This window comes from Stenotrophomonas humi (genome assembly GCF_001431415.1).
Classification (GTDB): Bacteria; Pseudomonadota; Gammaproteobacteria; order Xanthomonadales; family Xanthomonadaceae; genus Stenotrophomonas; species Stenotrophomonas humi.
In genome coordinates this window covers 1-533 of the sequence record NZ_LDJI01000065.1, presented here as the reverse complement: position 1 = coordinate 533, position 533 = coordinate 1, and the positions used below count along the sequence as shown (strand labels likewise).

The following is a 533-nucleotide window of genomic DNA, read 5'->3' as shown; positions in this document are numbered from 1 at the left end:
CCGCTTGCGTGAATCCCCGCTCCCGAATCACCTGTCCCCGCTTAAACGGAGGAGTGCAATGGCTCTCAATCTGTCCCAGAAGCAAGAAGTAGTCGCCGAGCTGGCGGACATCGCAGCCAAGGCTCACTCCTTGATCGCAGCCGAATACGCTGGCACCACGGTCGCTCAGATGACCGCGATGCGTAAGCAGGCCCGCGAAACCGGCGTTTTCTTGAAGGTTGTCAAGAACACGCTGGCCGCGCGCGCCGTTGAAGGCACCGAATTCGCCGTCGCAAAAGACCAGATGGTTGGTCCGCTGCTGTATGCGTTTTCGCTTGAGGAGCCCGGCGCAGCCGGTCGCCTGATCAAGGATGCAGCCAAGGGCAACGACAAGCTGAAGGCGAAAGTCGTGGCAATCGGTGGGGAACTGTTCCCGGCCAGCCACGTCGAAGTGCTGGCATCGCTGCCGACCCGTGATCAGGCCCTGGCCATGCTGGCCCGCGTCCTGACCGAGCCGGTGACCATGTTCGCCCGCGCCATCAAGGCTATCGGTG

The 533-nt window shown here is 62.3% G+C and carries 1 protein-coding gene; it reads left to right on the top strand.

The window, feature by feature from the left end; translation table 11 throughout:
- Positions 1 to 58: 58 nt before the first annotated feature.
- The coding region (gene rplJ / locus ABB26_RS18300) for a 50S ribosomal protein L10 (protein WP_057636140.1) at positions 59 to 533 on the top strand (475 nt) is incomplete at its 3' end.